The sequence below is a fragment of the Variovorax sp. UMC13 genome (genome assembly GCF_014170375.1).
In the GTDB taxonomy this organism is placed as follows: Bacteria; Pseudomonadota; Gammaproteobacteria; order Burkholderiales; family Burkholderiaceae_C; genus Variovorax.
The window spans coordinates 303,601-319,380 of record NZ_LZZW01000036.1 but is presented as its reverse complement, the minus strand read 5'-3'; the positions used below and the strand labels follow the sequence as shown (position 1 = coordinate 319,380).

Annotated in this window: 18 protein-coding genes; 10 read left to right on the top strand and 8 right to left on the bottom strand. The window is 68.1% G+C overall.

The genetic code is table 11. The features are described 5' to 3' along the window. Nucleotides 1-8: 8 nt before the first annotated feature. Complete coding sequence (sucC, locus tag A9977_RS31105) at nt 9-1,172, bottom strand: ADP-forming succinate--CoA ligase subunit beta (RefSeq protein ID WP_183028664.1); 1,164 nt, start codon at nt 1,170-1,172, stop codon at nt 9-11. A gap of 185 nt (nt 1,173-1,357) precedes the next feature. Between sucC and argC the strand changes: the two genes are divergently transcribed. Together argC and yiaA are read left to right on the top strand one after the other, a co-directional pair. Beyond that, the gene (gene argC / locus A9977_RS31100) at nt 1,358-2,281 is read left to right on the top strand and encodes an N-acetyl-gamma-glutamyl-phosphate reductase (protein ID WP_183028663.1); all 924 of its coding nucleotides are present in this window, start codon (nt 1,358-1,360) and stop codon (nt 2,279-2,281) included. Between the two features lie 79 nt (nt 2,282-2,360). Continuing rightward, nucleotides 2,361-2,798: an inner membrane protein YiaA gene (gene yiaA / locus A9977_RS31095; protein ID WP_183028662.1), complete on the top strand. Its 438-nt coding sequence runs from the start codon at nt 2,361-2,363 to the stop codon at nt 2,796-2,798. A 29-nt stretch (nt 2,799-2,827) separates the two neighbouring features. On the opposite strand, the gene A9977_RS31090 is transcribed toward yiaA, so the two are convergent. The 3 genes from A9977_RS31090 to A9977_RS31080 all read right to left on the bottom strand — a co-directional run bounded on the left by A9977_RS31090 (nt 2,828) and on the right by A9977_RS31080 (nt 5,917). Beyond that, nucleotides 2,828-3,640 carry an IclR family transcriptional regulator gene (locus A9977_RS31090; protein WP_183028661.1) on the bottom strand — a complete coding sequence of 271 codons (813 nt, stop codon included), beginning with the start codon at nt 3,638-3,640 and terminating at the stop codon, nt 2,828-2,830. 46 nt (nt 3,641-3,686) lie between these two features. Continuing rightward, nucleotides 3,687-4,985, bottom strand: a complete 1,299-nt coding sequence (locus tag A9977_RS31085; RefSeq protein WP_183028660.1) for an L-fuconate dehydratase — start codon at nt 4,983-4,985, stop codon at nt 3,687-3,689. A gap of 158 nt (nt 4,986-5,143) precedes the next feature. Further along, complete coding sequence (locus tag A9977_RS31080; RefSeq protein ID WP_183028659.1) at nt 5,144-5,917, bottom strand: SDR family oxidoreductase; 774 nt, start codon at nt 5,915-5,917, stop codon at nt 5,144-5,146. Nucleotides 5,918-6,183: 266 nt separating this feature from the next. On the opposite strand from A9977_RS31080, the gene A9977_RS31075 reads away from it, so the two are divergent. From A9977_RS31075 to A9977_RS31055, 5 genes are read left to right on the top strand one after another with little or no spacing between them, the layout of a single operon-like run. Then, entirely contained in the window at nt 6,184-6,867 is a 684-nt protein-coding gene (locus A9977_RS31075) for an amino acid ABC transporter permease (protein ID WP_183028658.1), read from the top strand. Between the two features lie 19 nt (nt 6,868-6,886). Continuing rightward, nucleotides 6,887-7,534, top strand: a complete 648-nt coding sequence (locus tag A9977_RS31070) for an amino acid ABC transporter permease (RefSeq protein WP_183028734.1) — start codon at nt 6,887-6,889, stop codon at nt 7,532-7,534. Further along, nucleotides 7,518-8,246: an amino acid ABC transporter ATP-binding protein gene (locus tag A9977_RS31065; protein ID WP_183028657.1), complete on the top strand. Its 729-nt coding sequence runs from the start codon at nt 7,518-7,520 to the stop codon at nt 8,244-8,246. Before A9977_RS31070 ends, A9977_RS31065 begins: the two co-directional genes overlap by 17 nt. Nucleotides 8,247-8,303: 57 nt before the next feature. Continuing rightward, the gene (locus tag A9977_RS31060; protein WP_183028656.1) at nt 8,304-9,119 is read left to right on the top strand and encodes a transporter substrate-binding domain-containing protein; all 816 of its coding nucleotides are present in this window, start codon (nt 8,304-8,306) and stop codon (nt 9,117-9,119) included. 4 nt (nt 9,120-9,123) lie between these two features. After that, on the top strand, nt 9,124-10,233 hold the full coding sequence (locus A9977_RS31055) for a mandelate racemase/muconate lactonizing enzyme family protein (protein WP_183028655.1): 1,110 nt from the start codon (nt 9,124-9,126) through the stop codon (nt 10,231-10,233). 18 nt (nt 10,234-10,251) lie between these two features. Here the strand turns inward: A9977_RS31055 and A9977_RS31050 are convergent, their stop codons facing one another. From A9977_RS31050 to recA, 3 genes are read right to left on the bottom strand one after another with little or no spacing between them, the layout of a single operon-like run. Then, nucleotides 10,252-10,971, bottom strand: coding sequence for a hypothetical protein (locus tag A9977_RS31050; protein WP_183028654.1), 720 nt, complete (start codon nt 10,969-10,971; stop codon nt 10,252-10,254). Nucleotides 10,972-11,026: 55 nt separating this feature from the next. Beyond that, nucleotides 11,027-11,479: a recombination regulator RecX gene (recX, locus tag A9977_RS31045; RefSeq protein WP_183028653.1), complete on the bottom strand. Its 453-nt coding sequence runs from the start codon at nt 11,477-11,479 to the stop codon at nt 11,027-11,029. A gap of 59 nt (nt 11,480-11,538) precedes the next feature. After that, complete coding sequence (recA, locus tag A9977_RS31040; protein WP_183028652.1) at nt 11,539-12,663, bottom strand: recombinase RecA; 1,125 nt, start codon at nt 12,661-12,663, stop codon at nt 11,539-11,541. A gap of 144 nt (nt 12,664-12,807) precedes the next feature. On the opposite strand from recA, the gene A9977_RS31035 reads away from it, so the two are divergent. The 3 genes from A9977_RS31035 to A9977_RS31025 all read left to right on the top strand — a co-directional run bounded on the left by A9977_RS31035 (nt 12,808) and on the right by A9977_RS31025 (nt 15,571). Continuing rightward, nucleotides 12,808-13,290 carry a MarR family winged helix-turn-helix transcriptional regulator gene (locus A9977_RS31035; RefSeq protein ID WP_183028651.1) on the top strand — a complete coding sequence of 161 codons (483 nt, stop codon included), beginning with the start codon at nt 12,808-12,810 and terminating at the stop codon, nt 13,288-13,290. Between the two features lie 111 nt (nt 13,291-13,401). After that, the gene (locus tag A9977_RS31030) at nt 13,402-14,076 is read left to right on the top strand and encodes a response regulator transcription factor (RefSeq protein ID WP_183028650.1); all 675 of its coding nucleotides are present in this window, start codon (nt 13,402-13,404) and stop codon (nt 14,074-14,076) included. Between the two features lie 55 nt (nt 14,077-14,131). Further along, nucleotides 14,132-15,571 carry a sensor histidine kinase gene (locus A9977_RS31025; RefSeq protein WP_183028649.1) on the top strand — a complete coding sequence of 480 codons (1,440 nt, stop codon included), beginning with the start codon at nt 14,132-14,134 and terminating at the stop codon, nt 15,569-15,571. Between the two features lie 24 nt (nt 15,572-15,595). Here the strand turns inward: A9977_RS31025 and A9977_RS31020 are convergent, their stop codons facing one another. Next, nucleotides 15,596-15,778, bottom strand: a complete 183-nt coding sequence (locus tag A9977_RS31020; protein WP_183028648.1) for a sporulation protein — start codon at nt 15,776-15,778, stop codon at nt 15,596-15,598. Nucleotides 15,779-15,780: the final 2 nt, after the last annotated feature.

The following is a 15,780-nucleotide window of genomic DNA, read 5'->3' as shown; positions in this document are numbered from 1 at the left end:
CTTGTTCCTTACTTGGCGACTGCCGCCACCACTTTTTGAGCCGCGTCGGCCATCGTGTCGGCGCTGATGATGGGCAGGCCCGAATCGGCCAGCAGCTTCTTGCCTTCGACTTCGTTGGTGCCCTTCATGCGCACGACCAGCGGCACGGAGAGGTTCACGGCCTTGCAGGCTGCGATCACGCCGGTGGCGATGGTGTCGCACTTCATGATGCCGCCGAAGATGTTCACGAGGATGGCTTCCACGTTCTTGTTCTTCAGCATGATCTTGAAGGCTTCGGTGACCTTCTCGGGGGTGGCGCCGCCGCCCACGTCCAGGAAGTTGGCCGGCTCGCCGCCGAACAGCTTGATGGTGTCCATGGTGGCCATGGCCAGGCCGGCACCGTTCACCAGGCAGCCGATGTTGCCGTCGAGCGAGATGTAGGCGAGGTCGAACTTGGAGGCCTCGACTTCGGCCGCGTCTTCCTCGTCGAGGTCGCGCAGGGCCACGAGTTCGGGGTGGCGGAACAGTGCGTTCGGGTCGAAGTTGAACTTCGCGTCGAGCGCCATCACGTTGCCCTTGCTGTCACGGTTGAGCGGGTTGATCTCGACCAGCGAGGCGTCCGTCTCCATGTAGCAGGTGTAGAGCTTTTTGAGGATGTCGATCGTCTGGGCGGTCGAATCGGCGGGCATGCCGATGCCGTCGGCGATTTCCTTGGCTTGCGCGTCGGTCAGGCCTTCCTTGGGATCGGCGAAGACCGTGATGATCTTCTCGGGCGTGGAATGCGCCACTTCCTCGATGTCCATGCCGCCTTCGCTCGAGGCGATGAACGCGACCTTCTGGGTCGCGCGGTCGGTCACGGCGGAAACGTAGTATTCCTTGTTGATGTCGGCGCCGTCTTCGATGTAGAGGCGGCGGACCTTCTGGCCTTCGGGGCCGGTCTGGTGCGTGACGAGCTGCATGCCGAGGATTTCGCCGGCCAGCTTCTTGACGTCTTCAATGGTCTTGGCGACCTTGACGCCGCCGCCCTTGCCGCGGCCACCCGCGTGAATCTGGGCCTTGACCACCCACACGGGGCCGCCAAGTTTCTGGGCGGCCTCGACCGCCTCCTGGACCGTGTAGGCCGCAATGCCGCGCGGCACGGGCACGCCGAACTTGGCAAGAATTTCCTTGCCTTGGTACTCGTGAATCTTCATGAGGTTTCTCTCGGACGGAGGTTTGAAAACGGGAGATGGTTGATGCTGTTGCTCGTGGGCCACGGCGTCCTGCAGGGCGGGGGCGACGAACAATCAACGACTGTATCATGGTGCGCCGCACCAAAGGCGAGCGTCTGCCTGCGGACATCACGTACCCTCTTTCTCGGTAGAAACACCCACCCACCATGGCCAAGGTCTTCATCGACGGCGAAGCCGGCACCACCGGCCTCCAGATTCGCGAACGTCTCGCGAAGATGCCCCAGATCGACATCGTGAGCATCGCGCCCGAGCTGCGCAAGGACGTCAACGCCAAGCGCGACCTGATGGCCGGGGTCGACCTGGTGATCCTGTGCCTGCACGACGACGCGGCCATCGAGTCGGTGGCGCTGATCGACCAGCTGCCGGGGAAAAAGCCCAAGATCGTCGACGCCTCGACCGCGCACCGCACCAACCCTGCCTGGGTCTTCGGCTTCCCCGAACTCGTCGAAGGCCACTGGCAGGCCGTGGCCAAGGCCGAGCGCGTGGGCAACCCCGGCTGCTATGCGACCGGTGCCATCGCCATCGTGCGACCGCTGATCGACGCCGGCCTGCTGCCCAAGGATTTCCCCCTCGCGCTGCCCTCGGTCAGCGGCTATTCCGGCGGCGGCCGCAGCATGATCGAGGCCTACGAGGCGGGCAACGCCGCACCCTTCGAGACCTATGCGCTGGGCCTGAAGCACAAGCACATCCCCGAGATCATGAAGTTCACCGGCCTGACGCGCCGGCCGGTGTTCATCCCCTCGGTGGGCAACTTCAAGCAGGGCATGCTGGTCCAGCTGCCGCTGCACCTGGACGACCTGCCCGGCCGGCCGAAGGCCAGCGACCTGCACGACGCGCTCGCCGCGCACTATGCGAAGAGCAACACGCCCGACGGCTTCGTCAAGGTGCTGCCGCCCACGGCCGACGGCAAGCTCGAGCCGACCGCGCTCAACGACACCAACGAGCTCGAGCTGCGCGTGTTCCCGAACGAGGACCACCGCCACGCGGTGGTGATCGCGCGCCTGGACAACCTGGGCAAGGGCGCCAGCGGCGCCGCGGTGCAGAACCTGAAGCTGATGCTGGGGCTCTGAGCCCCGGGGCCCGCGCCCCTTCGTGACCGGGCGCGCATCGCACCATAATCGCGCCTCCAATCACATCGAGGAGGCTCTCATGGCAATCGCTTTGCAGAAACCCACCGGCGCATTCGTCGCCGCGTCCTGGGCCGCGCTGGTCATCGGTTCGCTGGTCTACCTGATCGGGCTGTGGAACGCCTCCATGCAGCTCAACGAGAAGGGCTACTACTTCACCATCCTGATGTACGGCCTGTTCGCCGCCGTGTCGCTGCAGAAGAGCGTGCGCGACCGGCTCGAGGGCACCTCGGTCACCGCCATCTACTACGGCCTGTGCTGGATCTCGCTGCTGCTGTCGGTGGCGCTGCTGGCCGTGGGCCTGTTCAACGCCACGCTCGCCAACAGCGAGAAGGGCTTCTACGGCATGTCCTTCCTGCTCGCGCTCTTCGGTTCGGTGGCGGTGCAGAAGAACGTGCGCGACATCGCCTCGTACAAGAGCCAGCAGCCGCTGGCCGACGACGTGCCCGACGTGGGCTGATCAACGCGGCGCCTTCCGGCGCGCGTTCGCTAGGCCAGCTCGTTGAAGCTGCTGTGCCCCATCAGCGCCGACAGCCGCGCCGCGATGTTGGCCACGATCTCGCAGACCTGGTCGACGTCGGGCGTGACCTTCTGGTCGATGCGCTCGATGTGCGGCACGTTGATGGCCGCGATCACGTGGTTGGCCTGGCCCAGGATCGGGAAGGCGATGTTGCGCACGCCCTTGATCTGCTGGCTGGGCATCGAGGCGTAGCCGCGGTGGCGCACATCGCCCAGCAGCGCGAACAGTTCGCCCGGGTCGAGCTCCTGCTCGCCCTCGACCTTGACCCGCGCGGCCAGCATGCGGGCGCGGTCCACCTCGTCGCGAAAGGCCAGCAGCACATGGCCGGCCGAGGTGTCGGTCAGGCCGATGGTCACGCCTACCTTCAGGCCGAAGGTCCAGCGGTCGGGTCCGTCGACCTGCGCGATCACCACCACGCGGCCCTGCTGGTACATGGCCAGGTGGCAGGACTGGTGGGCGCGGTTGGCCAGCTCGCGCATCAGCGGCAGCGCGGTCGCGACCAGCGACTTGAGCGGCTGCTGGCGGTGCGAGAGCTCGAACATGCGCAGCGTGAGCGTGTAGCGGTCGTTCTCGTCGACGCGCACGAAGCCGCGCCGCTCGAGCGTCACCGCCATGCGGAAGATCTCGCCGACGCTGCGCGACACCTTCTGCGCCAGCTCGTTGAGCGTGTAGCCGTGCAGGCTGTCGGCCAGCGCCTCCAGGATGTCCAGGCCCTTCTCGAGCGCGGGCGCCGAGTAGCGCGCGCTGGCGGCATCGTTGGAAGGGGCGGTCGGTTCGGTCATCGGGTCTCTCCATCACGCCGCGGCAGGCCGGCGTGCCTCTTTTACTTCAGGAATGCCGCGGCTCGACGTCAGCATGAAACTCGTACTGTCGCAGGGACTCGGGCTTCATGGTGATGGAAAAACCGGGCGCCGTCGGCGGCATGTAGGCCGCGCCGCGGATCACGCAGGGCGTCTCGAAATGCTCGTGCAGATGGTCCACGTATTCGATCACGCGGCCCTCGCGGGTGCCGGAGATGCAAAGGTAGTCGATCATCGACAGGTGCTGCACGTACTCGCACAGGCCCACGCCACCGGCGTGCGGGCAGACCGGCAGCTGGTACTTGGCGGCCATCAGCATCACGGCCAGGATCTCGTTCACGCCGCCCAGGCGGCAGGAGTCGATCTGCACCACGTCGATCGCGCCGCGCATGATGAACTGCTTGAACATGATCCGGTTCTGGCACATCTCGCCGGTCGCGATCTTCACCGGCGCCACGCCCTCGCGGATCTTGCGGTGGCCCTCGACGTCGTCCGGGCTGGTGGGCTCCTCGATGAACCAGGGCTTGGCGAAGGCCAGCTGATTGACCCAGTCGATGGCCTGGTCGACTTCCCACACCTGGTTGGCGTCGATCATCAGATGGCGGTCCGGGCCCAGCACCTCGCGCGCCACCTTGAGGCGCCGGATGTCGTCCTGCAGGTCGCGGCCGACCTTGAGCTTGATGTAGTCGAAGCCCGCGTCCACCGCCTCCTGCGCGAGCCGGCGCAGCTTCTCGTCCGAGTAGCCCAGCCAGCCGGCCGAGGTGGTGTAGCAGGGATAGCCTTCGGCCTCGAGCGTGCGGATGCGTTCTTCCTTGCCGACGGCGGCCTGCTGCAGCAGCGCGAGCGCCTCCTCGGGCGTGATGCAGTCGGTGATGTAGCGGAAGTCGATGCAGCGCACCAGCTCTTCCGGCGACATCTCGGCCACCAGCCGCCACACCGGCTTGCCCTCGGCCTTGGCCCAGAGGTCCCACACGGCATTCACGATGGCGCCGGTCGCCAGGTGGATCGCGCCCTTGTCCGGACCGATCCAGCGCAGCTGGCTGTCGCTGGTCACGTGGTGCCAGAAGCGCCCCATGTCGGCCGCGATCACCGCCAGTTCCTGGCCCACCAGCAGGTGGCGCATGGCGCGCAGCGCGGCGCAGCAGATCTCGTTGCCGCGGCCGATGGTGAAGGTCAGGCCATGGCCCTCGAGGCCCGGCTGGTCGGTCTCGAGCACCACGTAGGCGGCCGAGTAGTCCGGATCGGGATTCATCGCGTCCGAGCCGTCCAGGTGCTGCGAAGTGGGGAAGCGGATGTCGAGGACCCGGAGGTCGGTGATGCGCGTCATGGTGTGTCCGATAAAAGTAGATGAAGGGGGCCGGTCAGCCGATGCAAGCGCACACCCCATTCCAGGGATACCGCGGAACCGGCTCCGCCGGGCCGCCGGTATCGCCCCCTCGAGGGGGGAGTTGAGCTACACGAAGTGAGCGAGAGACGGGGGTGGGCTCAGTTCGACCAACCACCATCGATCATGTGGATGGTCCCCGTCGTGAACGCCGATTCGTCCGACGCCAGGTACACCACCAGCGCCGCGACTTCCTCGGGTCGGCCGACGCGGCCGATGGGCTGGCGCGCCACGAAGGCCGCGCGCACCGCCGCCTCGTCGGCGTTCGCATCGCGCGCCTGGGCCGCGATGCGGCCGCGCAGCGAGGGCGACTCGATGGTGCCCGGGCAGATCGCGTTGCAGCGGATGCCCTTCTGCACGAAGTCGGCCGCCACCGCCTTGGTCAGGCCGATCACCGCTGCCTTCGAGGCGCCGTAGACAAAACGGTTGGGCACGCCCTTCACGCTCGAGGCCGCCGAGGCCATGTTGATGATCGAGCCGCCGCCGTGCGACAGCATGGCCGGCAGGAAGCTGCGGATGGTGCGGTACATCGACTTGACGTTGAGGTCGAAGCTGAAGTCCCAGTCGCTGTCCTCGCACTCGAGGATGCTGCCGCCGTGCACGAAGCCCGCGCAGTTGAAGAGCACGTCCAGCGGGCCGATCTCGGCCGCCATGCGTGCCACGGCCGCGCTGTCGCGCACGTCCAGCTTCGCGGTCGTCAGGCCCGCGAGGCCCTCGGCGCGCGCGTCCTCGGCCAGCGCGGCCAGCGCCTCGTCGTTCATGTCGGTGGCCCAGACCTGCGCGCCTTGGCGTGCCAGCGCCAGCGCGCTCTCGCGGCCGATGCCGTTGCCGGCGGCCGTCACCAAAGTTCTTTTGCCCTGGACCCGTTGCGTCATGGTGTGCTTCCCGCGACGCCTGCGCATCGCATTAATAAAAGAGTTTTTCGTTAGTGAAATTTAAGCGCGTGACGATACCAAAGGAAGGCCGCCCCCGGAGAACCCTTGCGCTCGGTGTTAACCCTATGGAGGAAGCAGGGTTCGGCCTGACAGAATCGCCGCCGACATCATAAAAACATCTTTCATTTGCAAAAACATCGGGCGCTGACTTTCTGTCGCGCTTCCAGGCCGGCCCTTGCGGCGCGGCCTGATTCCAAGGAGACCTCGTGAACTATCAGTTCGATTTCGAGCCGGTGCTCGCGCAGTGGCCGCTGCTGCTCGAAGGCGCCTGGACCACGGTCCAGCTGTCCTTCGTGGCGACCGTGCTCGGCTTTGCGCTCGGAACCGCCTGCGCGCTCGGCCGCAACAGCCGCCACCGCTGGCTGCAGCGCCTGACGGGCGGCTACGTCGAGGCGATCCGCAACTCGCCGTTGCTGATCCAGAGCTACTTCCTGATCTTCGGCCTGTCGAGTGCCGGCGTGACGATGCCGATCATGGTCGGCGCGGTGCTGGCGCTGGTGATCAACATCGGCGCCTACAGCTGCGAGATCATCCGCGCGGGCATCGAGTCGATCCACAAGGGCCAGCTCGAGGCGGCCGAGTGCCTGGGCCTGTCGAAGGCGCAGGTGTTCTGGCACGTGATCCTGCGCCCGGCCATCGAGCGGGTGTACCCCGCGCTGGCCAGCCAGTTCGTGCTGCTGATGCTGGCCTCCAGCATCATGTCCTCGATCGGCGCCGAGGAACTGTTCGGCGTGGCCAACCGCATCCAGTCGGACACCTTCCGCAACTTCGAGATCTTCCTCGTGCTGTGGGCCGTGTACCTGGCGCTGTCGTATGCGATGCGCCTGGGCTTCTGGCTGCTGGCGCAGTTCGTCTTCCCGCGCCGGCGCAAGCTCGGCACCTCGCTGTGAGGACCGCGCCATGACGCTGATGCCGGCCGATCATTTCGGTTTTCTTCTGCTCGGTGCCTGGGGCACGCTGCAACTCTCGGCGCTGGCCTTCGTCGGCGGCGGCCTGATCGGGCTGGCCGTGGCGCTGGCCCGGGTCTCGCCGCTGCCCGCGGTGCGCATTGCCGCCACCGCCTACATCCAGGTGGTGCAGGGCACGCCGCTGCTGGTGCTGATGGGCGTGTGCTTCTTCGGCCCCAGCATCGTGGGCATCGGCTCGGTGCCGGCGCTGGCCGCGGCCGCGCTGGCCATCACCCTCTACTCCGGCGCCTTCCTCGGCGAGATCTGGCGCGGCTGCATCCAGTCGGTGCCCAAGAGCCAGTGGGAAGCCGCCGAATGCCTGGGCCTGACGCGCATCGAACGCATGCGCCGCGTGATCCTGCCGCAGGCGCTGCGCATCGCGACGCCGCCGACCGTCGGCTTCCTGGTGCAGATCATCAAGAACACCTCGATCGCCTCGCTGGTGGTGGGCTACGCCGAGCTCTCCTACAACGCCAAGGTGCTCAACAACTCGACCTTCCAGCCCTTCCTGTACTTCGGATGTGCGGTGGTCCTTTATTTCATCATGTGCTATCCGCTGTCCCGCTGGAGCCGCACGCTCGAAAGGAAGCTCAATGCAACCCGTGGTTGAACTCGAACAGGTCCACAAGCGCTTCGGCCAGAACCATGTCCTGCGGGGCGTGTCCTTCTCGGTCAACCGCGGCGAGGTGGTCGCCATCATCGGCAAGAGCGGCTCGGGCAAGAGCACCGCGCTGCGCTGCATCGACCGCCTCGAGACCATCGACAGCGGCACCATCCAGGTCTGCAACCACCAGGTGCACGACGCCGCGCTCGACCTGCGCGCGCTGCGCCGCGACGTGGGCATCGTGTTCCAGAGCTACAACCTGTTCCCGCACCTGACGGTCAAGCAGAACATCACACTGGCCCCGCAGTCGGTGAAGAAGCTGGGCGCCAGCGAGGCCAACGCGCTGGCGCTGGACGTGCTCCAGCGCGTGGGCCTGGCCGAGAAGGCCGACGCCTACCCCGAGCAGCTCTCGGGCGGCCAGCAGCAGCGCGTGGCGATCGCGCGCTCGCTCGCGATGCAGCCGCAGCTGATGCTGTTCGACGAGGTCACCTCGGCGCTCGACCCGGAACTCACCGGCGAAGTGCTCAAGGTGATGGAAAAGCTCGCGGGCGAGGGCATGACCATGATCCTCGTGACGCACGAGATGGCCTTCGCGCGCGGCGTGGCCAACAAGATCATCTTCATGCACCAGGGCCAGGTCTGGGAGCAGGGCGACGCCAGCATCCTGAGCGCGCCGCAGACGCCCGAACTGCGCCAGTTCCTCGGCACCGGGCTCTGAGCTGCAACACCTGAGCCCTCGACCGCTTTCGATCCGATCAATCACAGGAGACTCTCGATGAACCGTTCCTTCCTCGCCCGCCGCAGCACCCTCGTCGCCGCCCTCGTGCTGGCCTCGCCCTTCGCGCTGCTCAACGCCGCGCACGCCGACCAGCTCGACACCATCACGGCCGCCAAGAAGATCCGCATCGCGATCGACCTGGCCGTGCCGCCCTATGCCATGAAGGACGAGAAGCTCAACGCGGTCGGCTCCGACGTCGAGACCGCGCAGCTGCTGGCCAAGAGCCTGGGCCTGGCGCTCGAGATCGTGCCCACCACCGGCGCCAACCGCATTCCCTTTCTGCAGACCGACAAGGCCGACATCGTGATCTCGAGCATGTCGGTCACGCCCGAGCGCGAGAAGGTGGTCGACTTCTCGATCCCCTACGCCGCCATCCTGGCGGTGGTCGGCGCGCCCAAGAGCATGACCCTCAGCGGCCCGGCCGACCTGGTGGGCAAGAAGGTGATCTCCACCCGCGGCACCACCAACGACCAGGAACTCACCAAGATCCTGCCGGCCGGCGCGCAGATCGTGCGCTTCGACGACGACGCCACCTCCATCACCGCGGTGGTCAGCGGCCAGGCCGACATCTTCGCGACCGCGCCGCCGCTGCTCAAGACCATCAACGAGAAGAACCCGGCCAAGCAGATGGAGCCAAAGTTCACGATGAAGGTCAACATGCTCGCCATCGGCCTGCGCAAGAACGAGCCGCGCCTCAAGGAAAAGCTCGACGCCTTCGTCAAGGCCCACCTGCAGAGCGGCGAGCTCAACACCATCTACAAGAAGTACCACGGCGCCGACCTGCCCGTGGAAGTGACGCGCAACGGAGGCTGAGCCGATGGCCAAGATCGACCAGGTCGAGATCGCGCAGATCGACATCGCACCCAAGGTGGTGCGCACCGACGCCATCCAGTCCTTCGTGACGCAGGAGACCGTGATGGTCACCGTGCGCTGCGACGACGGCTCCGCCGGCACCGGCTACACCTACACCATCGGCACCGGCGGCTCGTCGATCGTGGCGCTGCTGCAGGACCACCTGGCGCCGCGGCTGATCGGGCGCGACCCGCAGCACTACGAAGCCATCTGGCGCGACCTCTTCTTCCACACGCACGCGACCGCGGTGGGCGCCATCACCAGCCTCGCGCTGGCGGCCGTCGACACCGCGCTGTGGGACCGCAACGCCCGCGTGGCCAAGCTGCCGCTGTGGCAGCTGGCCGGCGGCGCGCAATCGCGCGTGCCGGTCTACACCACCGAGGGCGGCTGGCTGCAGATCCCGCAGGCGCAGCTGGTCGAGCAGACGCTGGCGGCCCAGGCCGCGGGCTTCCTGGGCGCCAAGGTCAAGGTCGGCAAGCCGCACGTGGCCGAGGACATCGCGCGCCTGTCGGCGGTGCGCGCGGCGGTGGGCCCGGGCTTCGAGCTGATGGTCGATGCCAACCAGAGCTTCACGGTCTCGGAAGCGGTGCGCCGCGCGCGCCAGTACGAGGCCATCGACCTGGCCTGGTTCGAGGAGCCGATGCCGGCCGAGCACGTGCGCGCGCATGCGCAACTGCTGGCCAGCACCAGCGTGCCGGTGGCGGTGGGCGAGTCGATGTACCACCTGTCGCAGTTCGCCGAGTACATCCAGCAGGGCGCCTGCTCGATCGTGCAGGCCGACGTGGCGCGCGTGGGCGGCATCACGCCCTGGCTCAAGATCGCGCACCTGGCCGAGGCGCACAACATCGCGATGTGCCCGCACTTCCTGATGGAGATCCACGTGAGCCTGTGCGCGGCCGTGCCCAACGGCCGCTGGGTCGAGTACATCCCGCAGCTCGACGACCTCACGACCAGCCGGCTGCAGATCGAAGCCGGCCACGCGGTGGCACCGTCGACGCCCGGCCTGGGCATCGAATGGGACCCGGCGCAGCTCAAGGCGCGCCGCAAGTTCGAGCCGCTGGTGGTGCGCGGCTGATCCTCGCGCGGGGCGGCCTCAGGCGATGAGCCAGAGGCCGAAGCCCAGCAGCAGGGCGTGCGCGGCCAGCGCGATGTAGAGCGGGGTGCGCGACGGGGTCGCCATCTCCTGCAGCGTCTCGCCGATGCGCTGCTGCAGCAGCGCGCGCAGGGCCGGGTCTTCCACGCCGGCCTCGGTCCCGCCGTGCGCGGCGCGCCCGGCCTGCCAGTCGGCCAGCAGCGTCGACAGCGGCAGCCGGTTCAGCACGAAGCCGATCACGGCCCGCACCGCGCGGCCCTCGCCCAGCACCGGCGCGAGCTGGCGGCTCAGCGCATCGACCGAGAGCCATTCGGAGCTGCGCTGCAAGGCGCCATGGGTGCGCGGCATCGCCTCGACGCGGCCCGCGATGGCGGCGCCCAGGCGCTGCGCGATCGTGTCGCCATGCGCCAGCACCACCTGACGCAGCGCACGGCTACGGCCCTGCGCGATACCGAGCATCAGGTAGAGCGGCATGAAGCCCAGCAGCAGCAGGGCGACCAGCACCGAGGGCGAGAACAGCAGCGCGATCACCGCGCCTGCGCCGCCGGCACGCGCCGCGGGCATGCCCGGGCCGCTCAGCTGGCTGATGTAGAAGAAGAACACGCCGCCACCGAGCAGGATGGCCAGCAGCGCACTCTTGAAGACGGCGCCGGCGAAGGCGGTACCGGCGCGCAGGCCGGTGCGACCGAGGGAAGGCGAGGGGGTGGTGTTCGTCGACATGGGCCGGATCATGCCAGCCACGCCGCGGCGCGATCGGCCGGTGCCGGCCTGCGGGTCACTCGTCGTCGCTGTCGCTGCGAAGGACCTTGCCCACCACCGCCCCGGAGAAGCCCCGGGCCATGAGGAAGCGCGCCTGTTTGGCACGCTCCTTCGCATCCTGCGGCAATGCATCGAAGCGGCGCCGCCAGACCTCGCGCGCGCGCGCCTGTTCGCTGTCTTTCAGCTGCGCCACCGCTTCGGAGATGGCCTCGGGCGCGACGCCCTTCTGCTGCAGCTCCTGCCGCACCCGCGCGGCGCCCATGCGCGAAGCGCGCTGGTTGATCACCGACTGCACCACGCGCGACTCGCTGATGAAGTCCTTGGCCGCCAGCTCGTCGAGCGCCTGCGCCAGCGTGCCCGGCACCTCTTCGTACTTCGCCAGCTTGCGTTCGAGCTCGGGCCGCGAATGCTCGCGCTGGCTCAGCAGGCGCAGCGCGCGGCCCTTGAGGGAGGGTGCGGCGAAACCCATGAAGGCTTGAAGCGATCAGATGACGAGCACCGGCCGCGCGGCCGATGCTCGCATCCCGATCAGGCCTGCGGCTGTTGCTTGGCCGCCTTGGCGTCGGCCTTGGCCTTGGCCTTGGCTTCGGCTTCGGCCGCTTCCGAGCCGGCATCGGCCGCCAGCAGCGGGATGCCCAGCGACTCGCGCACCTTGTTCTCGATCTCGCGCGACAGCGTCGGGTTCTCGCGCAGGAATTCGCGCGCGTTGTCGCGGCCCTGGCCGATCTTCTCGCCGTTGTAGGCGTACCAGGCGCCCGACTTGTCGACGATCTTGGCGGTCACGCCCATGTCGATGATCTCGCCTTCGCGGCTGATGCCCTCGCCGAACAGGATGTCGAACTCGGCCGTCTTGAAGGGCGGGCTGACCTTGTTCTTGACCACCTTAACCTTGGTCTCGTTGCCGATCGCCTCTTCGCCCTTCTTGATGGTGCCGATGCGGCGGATGTCCAGCCGCACCGAGGCGTAGAACTTCAGCGCGTTGCCGCCGGTGGTGGTTTCGGGCGAGCCGAACATCACGCCGATCTTCATCCGGATCTGGTTGATGAAGATGACCATGCAGTTGGTCTTCTTGATGCTCGAGGTCAGCTTGCGCAGCGCCTGGCTCATCAGGCGGGCCTGCAGGCCGGGCAGCGAGTCGCCCATGTCGCCTTCGATTTCGGCGCGGGGCGTGAGCGCGGCCACCGAGTCGACCACGATCAGGTCGACCGCGCCCGAGCGCACCAGCGAGTCGACGATCTCGAGCGCCTGCTCGCCAGTGTCGGGCTGGCTGATCAGCAGGTCGGACAGGTTGACGCCCAGCTTCTGCGCGTACTGCACGTCGAGCGCATGCTCGGCGTCGACGAAGGCGCAGGTGCCGGCCTGCTTCTGCATCTGGGCGATGACCTGCAGCGTGAGCGTGGTCTTGCCCGAGGATTCAGGACCGTAGATCTCGATCACGCGGCCGCGCGGCAGGCCGCCGACGCCCAGCGCGATGTCCAGGCCCAGCGAACCGGTGGAGACCACCTGCACGTCCTCCAGGGCCTCGCCCTCGCCCAGCCGCATGATCGTGCCCTTGCCGAACTGCTTTTCGATCTGCGCGAGCGCGGCTTGCAGGGCCTTGGCCTTTTCGCTGCCGGCCACCGAGATGCTGCTGCCCTTGACGAGTGCGTCCATGAGAAATCTCCTTGAATATCAACGGGTTGTTGGGTTTTTCATCCCGCTGCTTTTAATGACAGGCTGGATGCTTGAACAGTAGTGTAGCGGCCAGTACTTTCAAGGCAACCCACTTTTTGGTCAGTTTACCTTACAATTAAAGGCATGAGCGACCACCCCTTCGCGGCCGACCCCGACGCCTGGCGCCAGACCCACCTGGGCCGGCTGCTGGGCCATGCGATGCGGCGTTTCGACGAGCGCGTGCTGGCGCTGATGGCGCACGACGCCGAGGTGCCGCTGGCCTTGTCGAACCTCGCGGCGCGCGCGCAAGTCAGCGCGGCCCACATCCACATCACGCGGCACCTGGGGCGCGGCGGTTCGCGCCTGACCGAGCTGGCCGAGCGCGCCGGCATGAGCAAGCAGGCGATGGGCACGCTGGTCGACCAGTGCGAGGCCTGGGGCCTGGTCACGCGCGAAGCCGATCCGCTGGATGCGCGGGCGCGGCGGGTGCGCTTCACGGCCGATGGCCTGGCCTGGCTCGAGGCCTTCCGCCGGGCCGTGGCGCAGGCGGAGGCGGAGTTCCGCGCCAGCGTGGGCAAGGAGATCGCCACCGTGGTCACGATCGGCCTCGAAGCCTACGCCGGCTGATCGGCGAAAAGCTGCGCCAGCGCAAGGGTCGCCGGCGGGCCCACGCCTAGAATCCGCCGCGGAGACGAGTAAAAAAGCGCGACGACGCGCCCCACAAGCCGGAGGTGGCTCATGCGGATTCTGATTGCGGAAGACGACCAGGTGCTGGCCGATGCCCTGCTGCGCAGCCTGCGCACCTCGGGCGCGGCCGTGGACCGCGTGGCCACCGGCTCGCAGGCCGACGCCGCGCTGATGACCAACAGCGAGTTCGACCTGCTGATCCTCGACCTGGGCCTGCCCAACCTGCACGGCCTGGAAATCCTCAAGCGGCTGCGCGCGCGCGGCTCGCAGCTGCCGGTGCTGGTGCTCACCGCGGCCGACAGCGTGGAGGAACGCGTCAAGGGCCTGGACCATGGTGCCGACGACTACATGGCCAAGCCCTTCAGCCTGCAGGAACTCGAGGCCCGCGTGCGTGCCCTCACGCGGCGCGGCATGGGCACCACCAGCAACGCGATCAAGCACGGCCCGCTGGTCTACGACCAGGCCGGCCGCGTCGCCACCATCGACGGCAAGATGATCGAACTCTCGGCCCGCGAGCTGGGCCTGCTCGAGGTGCTGCTGCAGCGCGCCGGCCGGCTGGTCAGCAAGGACCAGCTGGTCGAGCGGCTGTGCGAGTGGGGTGAGGAAGTCAGCATCAACGCCATCGAGGTCTACATCCACCGCCTGCGCAAGAAGATCGAGAAGGGCCCGATCCGCATCGCGACGGTGCGCGGCCTGGGTTATTGCCTCGAGAAAATCACCCCCTGATGCACCTTCGCGCAGTGACCGTCGCCCCCTCCGCCCGTCGAGCCGGGGGGCGGGCGTGAAGCTCTTCCAGCGCGCCCAGCGCTCGCTGTTCGGCGAGATCCTCGACTGGATGCTCACGCCGCTGCTGCTGCTGGTGCCGGTGAGCATCGGCGTCACCTGGCTGGTGGCGCAGGGCATCGCCAACGCGCCCTTCGACCGCGCGCTGGAGAACAACGTGCGCACGCTGGCCCGGCTGCTGGTGGTGCAGGACGGCCGCATCCAGTTCCCCCTGCCGCAGGCCGCGCGCGACATCCTGAGCGGCGACGACACTGACGTCGTCTACTACCAGGTGCTCGATGGCCGCGGCCAGCTGCTGAGCGGCGAGCGCGACGTGCCGCCGCCGCACTCCGACGAGCTGCCGACCACCGGCATGGTCTACCTGCACGACGCCACCATGCGCGGCAAGGCGGTGCGCATCGGCTCGCTGTGGGTGCCGGGCGCCACGCCCGAGGCGCCGCATGCGCTGGTGCAGGTGGCCGAGACGCGCGAGAAGCAGTCGGTGCTGGCCACCGAGATCATCAAGGGCGTGCTGCTGCCGCAGTTCGCCATCCTGCCGCTGGCGGTGTTGCTGATCTGGCTGGCGCTGGTGCGCGGCATCAAGCCGCTGTCGGTGGTGGAGGCGCGCATCCGCGAGCGCCGGCCCGACGACCTGAGCCCGCTCGACGAATCGGGCGTGCCGCTGGAGGTGATCCCGCTGGTGTCTTCGGTCAACGAACTGCTCAACAAGCTGCACGATTCGATCGCCACGCAGAAGCGCTTCCTGGCCGATGCCGCGCACCAGCTCAAGACGCCGCTGGCCGGGCTGCGCATGCAGGCCGACCTGGCGCAGCGCGAAGGCGCCAACGCCGAAGAGCTCAAGCAGTCGCTCAAGCAGATCGGCCGCGCCAGCGTGCGCGCCACCCACACGGTCAACCAGCTGCTGTCGCTGGCGCGCGCCGAGGGCAGCAGCGCCACGCTGGGCCGCCAGGCCTGCGACCTCGCGCGCCTGACCATCGAGGTGGTGCGCGAAGCCGTGCCGCGCGCCATCGAGCGGCGCATCGACCTGGGCTACGACGGCGCCGAGGCCGGCACGCCGGGCGTGACGCTGCAGGGCAACCCGACACTGCTCAAGGAGCTGGTGCGCAACCTGGTCGACAACGCGCTCAACTACACACCCTCGCCGCCCGACCACGCGGGCATGATCACCGCGCGCGTGCTGGCCGACCCCTTCGGCCGGGTGGTGGTGCTGCAGGTGGAGGACAACGGGCCGGGCATCGCCGAGGCCGACCGCGAGCTGGTGTTCGAGCCCTTCTACCGCGTGCTGGGCAACGAAGCCGACGGCTCGGGCCTGGGCCTGCCGATCGTGCGCGAGATCGCGCGCCAGCATGGCGCCAGCGTGCGGCTGGAAGATGCGCATCCGGACCAGCATCCGCCCGGCACGCGCTTCAGCGTGCGCTTCGAACTCGAGGAGAAGTAGCCGCCGCCGCGGCGGGCCGGCGGATCAGGGCGCCTGGCGGATCTGCAGCAGCTCGGGCCGCACCTGCAGTTCGAGGCGGTGCGGCTCGGCTTCGCCGAAGCCGGCCGGCTGGAAGCCCAGGGCCGCGAAACTGCCCCGGCTCCAGGCGAAATAGCCGAGGTTGGCCAGCACCAGCACCAGGAGGACGAAGCGAGCGCTGCCGCGCATGC